Raw genomic sequence first — 8,148 nt, 5'->3', positions numbered from 1 at the left:
TGTCCAAGGCGCAGGCAATCGCCTCGATAGTCGACAAGGCACCCGCCATCGGCGCCTTGCGCAGCCGATAACGCGACTGCAAGCCGGGCGCCAGCGTGACCCGCGGCAATGCCGCCAGCAGCGGATTGCAATGCAGCAATTTGCGCGCCTTGCGCCAGGTGCCATCAGGCACCACCAGCAATAGCGGCTGCTGGGCCATCTGTTCGCCGAACTGCACCAGCGGCTGCGCGCCCTCCCCCGGAAACAGCAGACAAGCCTGGTAACCCGGCTGCGCCAGCAGCTCGGGCAAACCTTCGAACACCTCACCCACCCGCAGTTCGGCGTTGCACAAGCCCAAGGCGGCAAAGCGCGCGGTATTCAGCGCATGTTTGACCTCGCTGGGGTGCTGCAGGATCAAAAGCCGGGTGCGGCTGCGCAGTTGCGGAATAAGCGGGCACAAACAGTGCTCGAGCGGGCGGCTACAACGCGGGCATTGGGGGCGTGACATCGGTCTCTCCTGATGCCGCGCAGTGTGCCATAAGGCCACGCATGGTTTTACAGGCTTTGCCTGCGCCACAATCAAGAGTAATGTAGCTACAGCTACCAATTATGTAGTATCAGCGATGAAAAAATGGCTCACCCTGATCCTAGGTCTGCCCACCGCCAATGCCACCGCGCGCATGCGCGCCTGGCGCGCCTTGAAGGCCAGCGGCGCCGCCGTGCTGCGCGATGGCGTCTACCTGCTGCCGGATAATCCGGCCTGCCGCGAGGCCATGGTCGCTATCGAACGTGACATTCTCGCGGTCAACGGCACCGCCTATCTGCTGCCGATCGACGACCCCGAGGGCGAACGCTTTATCCCGTTGTTCGAGCGCAGCGCCGATTACGCCAAGCTGCTGGACGAAGTCGGTGCCTGCCATGCCGGGCTCAACTCAGATAATGCGCTGGCCTGCACCAAGCAGATCCGCAAACTGCGCAAAACCTTCGCCCAGTTGGCGAGCATCGACTTCTTCCCCGGCCCGGCCAAACAGCAACTCGACGACGCCCTGCAAGCCTTGGAAAGCGCGGCCAGCCGCGCGCTCTGCGCGGACGAGCCGAGCAGCCAGGATTTGCCGATAGCGACACTGAACCGGCGCGACTACCGCGGCCGGCTCTGGGCCACCCGTCGCCGGCCCTGGGTCGACCGGCTCGCCAGCGCCTGGTTGATCCGCCGATTTATCGATCCCGAGGCGCGCTTCGCCTGGCTGCGCTCGCCCGAGGAGTGCCCCGTCGATGCCCTGGGTTTCGACTACGACGGCGCGACCTTCAGCCATGTCGGCCAACGCGTGACCTGCGAAACCCTGATCGCCAGCTTCGCCCTCGCCGAACCCGGCCTGCAACGCGTCGCCGCCGTGGTGCATTACCTGGATATCGGCGGCGCGCAGCCGGCGGAAGCCGTCGGCGTCGAGCGGGTGCTGGCCGGGCTGCGCGAAACCCTGAGCGACGACGACCAATTGCTTAATGCCGCCAGCAGCCTGTTCGATGGCTTGCTGGCCGCCTTCGGAAAGGAACCAACCAGCGATGAATGAGCCCATAGCGCCTGCCGAACAGTGCGTCGAACCCGTCAGCCTGCTGCAGGCATTCTGGTTCTGGCTCAAGCTCGGGCTGATCAGTTTCGGCGGCCCGGCCGGGCAGATTTCGATCATGCATCAGGAGTTGGTGGAGCGGCGCCGCTGGATCTCCGAGCGACGTTTCCTGCATGCGCTGAACTACTGCATGTTGCTGCCCGGCCCCGAAGCGCAGCAGCTGGCCACCTATATCGGCTGGCTGATGCACCGCACCTGGGGCGGGGTGATCGCCGGCGGGCTGTTCGTGCTGCCGTCGCTGTTTATCCTGATCGCCCTGTCGTGGCTATACATCGCCTTCGGCGACGTGCCGCTGGTGGCGGGGATCTTCTACGGGATCAAGCCGGCGGTGACCGCCATCGTGCTGCAGGCGGCCTATCGCATCGGTTCGCGGGCGCTGAAAAACAACTGGCTGTGGGCGATCGCCGCCGCCTCCTTCGTCGCCATTTTCGCCCTCAACGTGCCCTTCCCGCTGATCGTGCTCGGCGCGGCGCTGCTCGGTTATATCGGCGGGCGCCTGCTGCCGGCGCAGTTCAGCGTCGGCGGCGGCCATGCGGCCAGCGATAAAACCTTCGGCCCGGCGCTGATCGACGACCACACTCCCCCCCCCGCCCATGCCCGCTTTAGCGCCGTGCACCTGGCGAAAATCGCCGCCATCGGCGCCGCACTCTGGCTACTGCCCATGGGCCTGCTGATCGGCTTGTACGGCTGGGACGGCACCCTGACGCAGATGGCCTGGTTCTTCACCAAGGCCGCACTGCTGACCTTCGGCGGCGCCTACGCGGTGCTGCCCTATGTCTACCAGGGCGCCATCGGCCATTACGGCTGGCTGACCCCGACGCAGATGATCGACGGCCTGGCCCTGGGCGAAACCACACCGGGGCCGCTGATCATGGTGGTAGCCTTCGTCGCCTTCGTCGGCGCCTATGTGCAGCAGGTGTTCGGCCCCGAGCAGGTATTTCTCGCCGGCGCCGTGGCGGCGACCCTGGTCACCTGGTTCACCTTCCTGCCGTCGTTCCTGTTCATCCTCGCCGGCGGGCCGCTGGTGGAGTCGACCCACGGCGAGCTGAAATTCACCGCCCCGCTGACCGGCATCACCGCCGCGGTGGTCGGGGTGATCCTCAATCTGGCGTTGTTCTTCGGCTACCACGTGCTCTGGCCGCAAGGCTTTAGCGGCAGTTTCGACTGGCCCTCGGCGCTGATCGCCCTGGCCGCGGCCGTGGCGCTGCTGAAGTTCAAGCGCGGGGTGATCGAGACGATCGCGGCCTGTGCCTCGATCGGTTTACTGGTGCATCTGGGACTGAACTGAATGAGAGCCGAGCGATGAACCGAATCTCCATAAGCGAACTGGCGCAGTGGCATGCGGCAGGCCAGATTTTCAGCCTGATCGATGTGCGCCGCGCCAGCGTACGTCTGGCCGACGCGGCGCAGATTCCAGGGGCACTGTGGCGTGATCCCGACGCGCTATTCACCTGGAAAGACGCTATCCCCAGGGACAGACCGGCGATTCTCTACTGCGCCCATGGCCACGAGATTAGCCAGGGCTGCGCCGCGACCCTGGCCGCCATGGGCCTGGATGCACGCTATCTGGTCGATGGCTTTGCCGGTTGGCGCACGGCCAACCAGGCTATCGAGAGCCTGGAAAGCTAGCCTGCGCGTCAGCGCGCGTTGAGCTGCGCCTTCAACAGATCGCGAAAGGTCTGCAGCAAGGCCTCGCGCGAGCGGCCACGACGGAGGATCAGGGAAAACGGCGCCTGATAACCGAAGGTCGCCGGCAGCAATACGCGCAAACGCCCCTGCTCGACCCAGAACTGCGCGTAGTGCTCCGGCAGATAACCGATATAGGCACCGGAGAGGATCAGAATCAGCTGCGCCTCCATCGATTCCACGGTCGCCGCACTGTGCTTGAAGCCGTGCCGGGCCAATTCGGCCTGGCTCCAGTAACCGCGACCGACCATGCGCTGCTGGGCGATCACGTCGCCGGGAACGCGCCGCTCGCCGAACAGCGCATGGCGCTCGCTGCAATACAGCCAGTGCTGCTCACGGTACAGTGGCTGATAGACCAGGCCGCTCATCCGCGTGGAGAAGGCGCCTATGGCCAGATCCAGGCGGTTATCCAGCACCGCCAGTTGCAGCTCATAGGGGCTCATCACCGACAGGTGCAGGTGCACCGCCGGGTGTTCCTGACTGTAGGCGCCTATCACCTCGGCCAGCGGCAGGGCCGGATCGCTGACGGTCGAATCCAGCACGCCGAGGTTCAGGGTGCCGCGCAACTCGCCCTTGAGCGAGGCGGAATAGCGCTCGAAACCTTCCAGTTCGCCGAGCAGGCGCAGGCATTCCCGATGGAACAACTCGCCCTTGCTGGTCAGGCTGAAACCGCCGCGTCCGCGATGGCACAGGCTCAGGCCGAGCTGGCCTTCCAACTGGCTCATATAGGTGCTGATCGCCGAGGTCGACAGGTTCAGCTCCTGCTGCGCCGCGGCAAAGCCCTGGTGGCGCACCACACTGACGAAGATGCGCAGCAGTTTCAGGTCGGGCAAAGCGCTGGTCATGGCGTTCTCGACGGTTATCGCAGAAATGAATGGTGCGCGCAGCACACCCTGGGGCGTCGGCTGCGCAGGGTGCGCCGCGCGCACCACAAGGGTCGCCCAGTGTAGGCCAGGCCCATTTAGTTTAGAAATCTCTGAACTAAGTTTTTGCCCACACCGATTTTTCCTCGCGGCGCCTTGCCCAACAATCCGGGCCAACCAAAACAACAACCGTGAGGCCTTCCCCGTGGAGAAGATTCTGCACCAGCCCCTGGGCGGCAACGAGATGCCGCGCTTCGGCGGTATCGCCACCATGATGCGTTTGCCGCATATCCAGACCCCGGATGAAAAACGCGCCCTGGACGTCGGCTTCGTCGGCGTACCGCTGGATATCGGCACCTCGCTGCGTGCCGGCACCCGCTTCGGCCCGCGCGAGATCCGCGCCCAGTCGGTGATGATCCGCCCCTACAACATGGCCACCGGCGCCGCGCCCTTCGATTCGTTGAACGTGGCCGACATCGGCGACGTGCCGATCAATACCTTCAACCTGCTCGACGCGGTACGCATCATCGAGGCGGCCTACGACGAGATCCTCGACTACGGCATCATCCCCCTGACCCTCGGCGGCGATCACACCATCACCCTGCCAATTCTGCGTGCGCTGAAGAAGAAGCATGGCAAGGTCGGCCTGGTGCATATCGATGCCCATGCCGACGTCAACGACCACATGTTCGGCGAGAAGATCGCCCACGGCACCACCTTCCGCCGCGCCGTGGAGGAAGACCTGCTCGACTGCGACCGCGTGGTGCAGATCGGCCTGCGCGCCCAGGGCTACACCGCCGAGGATTTCAACTGGAGCCGCAAGCAGGGCTTTCGTGTGGTCCAGGCCGAGGAGTGCTGGCACAAATCCCTGGCCTCGTTGATGGCCGAGGTACGCGCCAAGGTCGACGGCGGCCCGGTGTACCTGTCCTTCGATATCGACGGCATCGACCCGGCCTGGGCACCGGGCACCGGCACCCCGGAAATCGGCGGCCTGACCACCATCCAGGCGATCGAGATCATTCGCGGTTGCCAGGGCCTGGAGCTGGTCGGCGGCGACCTGGTCGAGGTCTCGCCACCCTACGACACCACCGGCAACACCTCGTTGCTCGGCGCCAACCTGCTCTACGAGATGCTCTGTGTTTTGCCCGGTGTCCAGCACCGCTGAAGCGGGCCCGGCTTTTATACTGAACGGGTACCGCGTGCGGTGCCCACGCACTACAACAATAAAATAGGGTGCCACCATGAACCATGAAGAAGCCATGCCCCTGCTGGACGACCAGCCACCGGCGGAGACCTCTTACAACCTGCGCCAACTGCTGATCTTTCTGATCCCCTCGCTGCTCGGCGTGCTGTTGTTTCTCACGCCGATCGTCTACGACGGCAAGGTCACCATTGGCCTCGGCGTGATGGCCGATGCCCTGAAGACCTCGCTGAGTGCCTGGCTGCCGGCCATCGCCACCGGCCTGCTGCTGTTCTCCGCCGCCCTCGGCCTGCTCGGCTCTGCCCTCAAGCCGCGCTGGCTCACCCAGCGCCACGCGCTCAACGAGCTGTTCAACCTGCACCCGCTCTGGCTTGGCCTGCGCGTGCTCGGCGCAGTCTTTGCGACCATGACCTTCTGGCAGTTCGGCCCGGAATGGATCTGGAGCGCCAACACCGGCGGCGTGGTGCTGAAGGACCTGGCCCCGGTGCTGATCACCTTCTTCCTGGTGGCCGGGCTGATCCTGCCGTTGCTCACCGACTTCGGCCTGATGGAATTCTGCGGCACCCTGGTGCGCAACGTGTTCCGCAAGGTCTTCGGCCTGCCCGGGCGTTCGGCCATCGACGCCATCGCCTCCTGGCTCGGCTCCGGCACCGTCGGTGTGCTGATCACCGCCCAGCAGTACCAGAAGGGTTTCTACAGCGCCCGGGAAGCGGCGGTGATCGCCACCAACTTCTCCGTCGCCTCGATCGCCTTCAGCCTGCTGATCACCAGCTTCATGAAGCTCGACCACCTGTTCGTGCCCTTCTACCTGACGGTGGTGGTCGCCGGCCTGGCGGCAGCCATCATCACCCCACGCATTCCGCCGCTGTCGTGGAAGAAGGACGAGTACGTCGCCGGCGTCGGCAAGCAGATCAAGGAAGACGTCCCCACTGGCAGCTCGCTGCTGAGCTGGGGAGTCACCCAGGCGGTCAAGCGCGCCAACGCCAACCCGTCGCCGGCGCAGATGGTCAAGGTCGGCGTGCACAACGTGGTGGACATCTGGCTCGGCCTGCTGCCGCTGGTGATGGCGATCGGCACCGTTTCCCTGGCGATCGCCGAGTACACCCAGGTGTTCAACTGGCTGTCCTACCCCCTGGTGCCGCTGCTCGAACTGCTGCAGTTGCCGGAAGCCGCCAAGGCCGCGCCGGCCATGCTGGTGGGCTTCGCCGACATGTTCCTGCCGGCGGTGCTGGGCAAGGGCATCGAGAGCGAACTGACCCGCTTCGTGGTGGCCTGCGTGTCGCTGACCCAGCTGATCTACATGTCGGAAGTCGGCGTACTGATCATCAAGGCCAAGCTGCCGCTGAACCTGCTCGAACTGTTCGCCATCTTCATCATCCGCACCCTGATCACCCTGCCGATCATCGCGCTGATGGCCCACTGGATAGTCGGTTGATACGGCCGCTACAAAACCTTGAGCGTAGGAGCGCGGGTGACGCCGAGTCTCCCCGCTCCTACAACGACAGAACAGGACTCGATGACATGACCACCTGCGGCGAATTTCTCGTCAAACAGCTCGAAGCCTGGGGCGTCGACACCGTCTTCGGCATTCCCGGCGTACACACCGTCGAGCTCTATCGCGGCCTGCCGCACAGCGGCATCCGCCACATCACCCCGCGTCATGAGCAAGGTGCCGGCTTCATGGCCGACGGCTATGCCCGCGTCTCGGGCAAGCCGGGGGTGTGCTTCATCATCACCGGGCCGGGCATGACCAATATCCTCACGGCCATGGCCCAGGCCTATGCCGATTCCATCCCGATGCTGGTGATTTCCAGCGTCAACCAGCGTAACCGCCTGGGCCTGGGCAAAGGCTATTTGCATGAACTGCCCAACCAGCGTGCACTCACCGCTGGCGTCACGGCCTTCAGCCACACCCTGATGAGCGTCGAGGAACTGCCCGGCGTGCTGGCTCGCGCCTTCGCCGTGTTCGAAGGCGAACGGCCGCGGCCGGTGCACATCGAGCTGCCGCTGGACATCATCACCGCGCCGGCCGAGCACATGCGCTTGGCGCCACGACCGAGCATCCAGCGCCCGTCGCCCAACCGCGCGCTGATTCGCGAGGCGGCGGCCATGCTGAAAAACGCCAAACGCCCGCTGCTGCTGCTCGGTGGCGGTTGTGTCAGCGCACAAGCCGAGGCCCGTGCCCTGGCCGTGGCCCTGGATGCACCCACCGCGCAGACCATCAATGCCAAGGGTCTGCTGCCGCCGGGCCACCCGTTGCTGCTGGGCAGCAACCAGTCGCTGCTGCCGGTACGCCAGCTGGCGCTGGAAGCGGACGTGGTGCTGGCGATCGGCACCGAGTTGGGCGAGACCGACTACGACGTGGTGTTCGACGGCAACTTCCAGCTGGGCGGCCAACTGATCCGCATCGACATCGACGCCCAGCAGCTACAGCGCAACTTCAGCCCGGCGCTGGCGATCCAGGGCGATGCGCGCCTGGCCATGCGCATGCTGATGGCCGAGCTGAATCCTGGCGAGCTGCGCGCCAATAGCCCGGGCGCCATGCGCACCGCCGCCGTGCAGGCGCAGCTGGCCGAGGATTTTTCCGGTTGGGCGCATTACCGCCAGCTGTTCGGCACGCTGCTGGAAACGCTTCCCGAGGCGCGCTTCGTCGGCGACTCGACCCAGACCGTGTACAGCGGCAACCACCTGGTCGAGCTGGACGGCACGCGGCGCTGGTTCAACTCCTCCACCGGCTACGGCACCCTGGGTTACGGCCTGCCGGCGGCGATCGGCGCCAAACTGGCCGAACCGG

The 8,148-nt window shown here is 65.3% G+C and carries 8 protein-coding genes; 6 read left to right on the top strand and 2 right to left on the bottom strand.

Features of this window, described 5'->3' with window-relative positions; genetic code table 11:
- The coding region (locus tag ABZE94_RS18325; RefSeq protein ID WP_372877184.1) for a tRNA-uridine aminocarboxypropyltransferase at positions 1-487 on the bottom strand (487 nt) is incomplete at its 3' end.
- Between the two features lie 115 nt (positions 488-602).
- Here ABZE94_RS18325 and ABZE94_RS18320 point away from each other — a divergent pair.
- Genes ABZE94_RS18320 through ABZE94_RS18310 form a run of 3 tightly spaced genes read left to right on the top strand, consistent with a single transcriptional unit; the run spans position 603 to position 3,233 of the window.
- Positions 603-1,547 carry a chromate resistance protein ChrB domain-containing protein gene (locus ABZE94_RS18320; RefSeq protein ID WP_372877182.1) on the top strand — a complete coding sequence of 315 codons (945 nt, stop codon included), beginning with the start codon at positions 603-605 and terminating at the stop codon, positions 1,545-1,547.
- The gene (gene chrA, locus ABZE94_RS18315) at positions 1,540-2,892 is read left to right on the top strand and encodes a chromate efflux transporter (RefSeq protein ID WP_372877180.1); all 1,353 of its coding nucleotides are present in this window, start codon (positions 1,540-1,542) and stop codon (positions 2,890-2,892) included. The genes ABZE94_RS18320 and chrA overlap by 8 nt, the downstream gene beginning before the upstream one ends.
- A 14-nt stretch (positions 2,893-2,906) precedes the next feature.
- Positions 2,907-3,233 carry a rhodanese-like domain-containing protein gene (locus ABZE94_RS18310; RefSeq protein ID WP_372877178.1) on the top strand — a complete coding sequence of 109 codons (327 nt, stop codon included), beginning with the start codon at positions 2,907-2,909 and terminating at the stop codon, positions 3,231-3,233.
- Between the two features lie 8 nt (positions 3,234-3,241).
- Here ABZE94_RS18310 and ABZE94_RS18305 read toward each other — a convergent pair whose 3' ends face one another.
- Positions 3,242-4,135 (bottom strand): LysR family transcriptional regulator, encoded by an 894-nt coding sequence (locus tag ABZE94_RS18305; RefSeq protein ID WP_372877176.1) that lies wholly within the window; start codon positions 4,133-4,135, stop codon positions 3,242-3,244.
- 223 nt (positions 4,136-4,358) lie between these two features.
- On the opposite strand from ABZE94_RS18305, the gene speB reads away from it, so the two are divergent.
- The 3 genes from speB to ABZE94_RS18290 form a co-directional block, all read left to right on the top strand.
- Positions 4,359-5,318, top strand: a complete 960-nt coding sequence (gene speB, locus ABZE94_RS18300; protein ID WP_372877174.1) for an agmatinase — start codon at positions 4,359-4,361, stop codon at positions 5,316-5,318.
- A 76-nt stretch (positions 5,319-5,394) separates the two neighbouring features.
- Entirely contained in the window at positions 5,395-6,789 is a 1,395-nt protein-coding gene (locus tag ABZE94_RS18295; RefSeq protein WP_372877172.1) for a YjiH family protein, read from the top strand.
- A gap of 86 nt (positions 6,790-6,875) precedes the next feature.
- Positions 6,876-8,148, top strand: a 1,273-nt coding sequence (locus ABZE94_RS18290; protein ID WP_372877170.1) for a 5-guanidino-2-oxopentanoate decarboxylase, incomplete at its 3' end; no start/stop codon positions are given.

This window comes from Pseudomonas sp. (assembly GCF_041601375.1).
In the GTDB taxonomy this organism is placed as follows: Bacteria; Pseudomonadota; Gammaproteobacteria; order Pseudomonadales; family Pseudomonadaceae; genus Aquipseudomonas.
The sequence above is the reverse complement of the archived record's forward strand: the minus strand, read 5'-3'. Positions and strand labels throughout refer to the sequence as shown.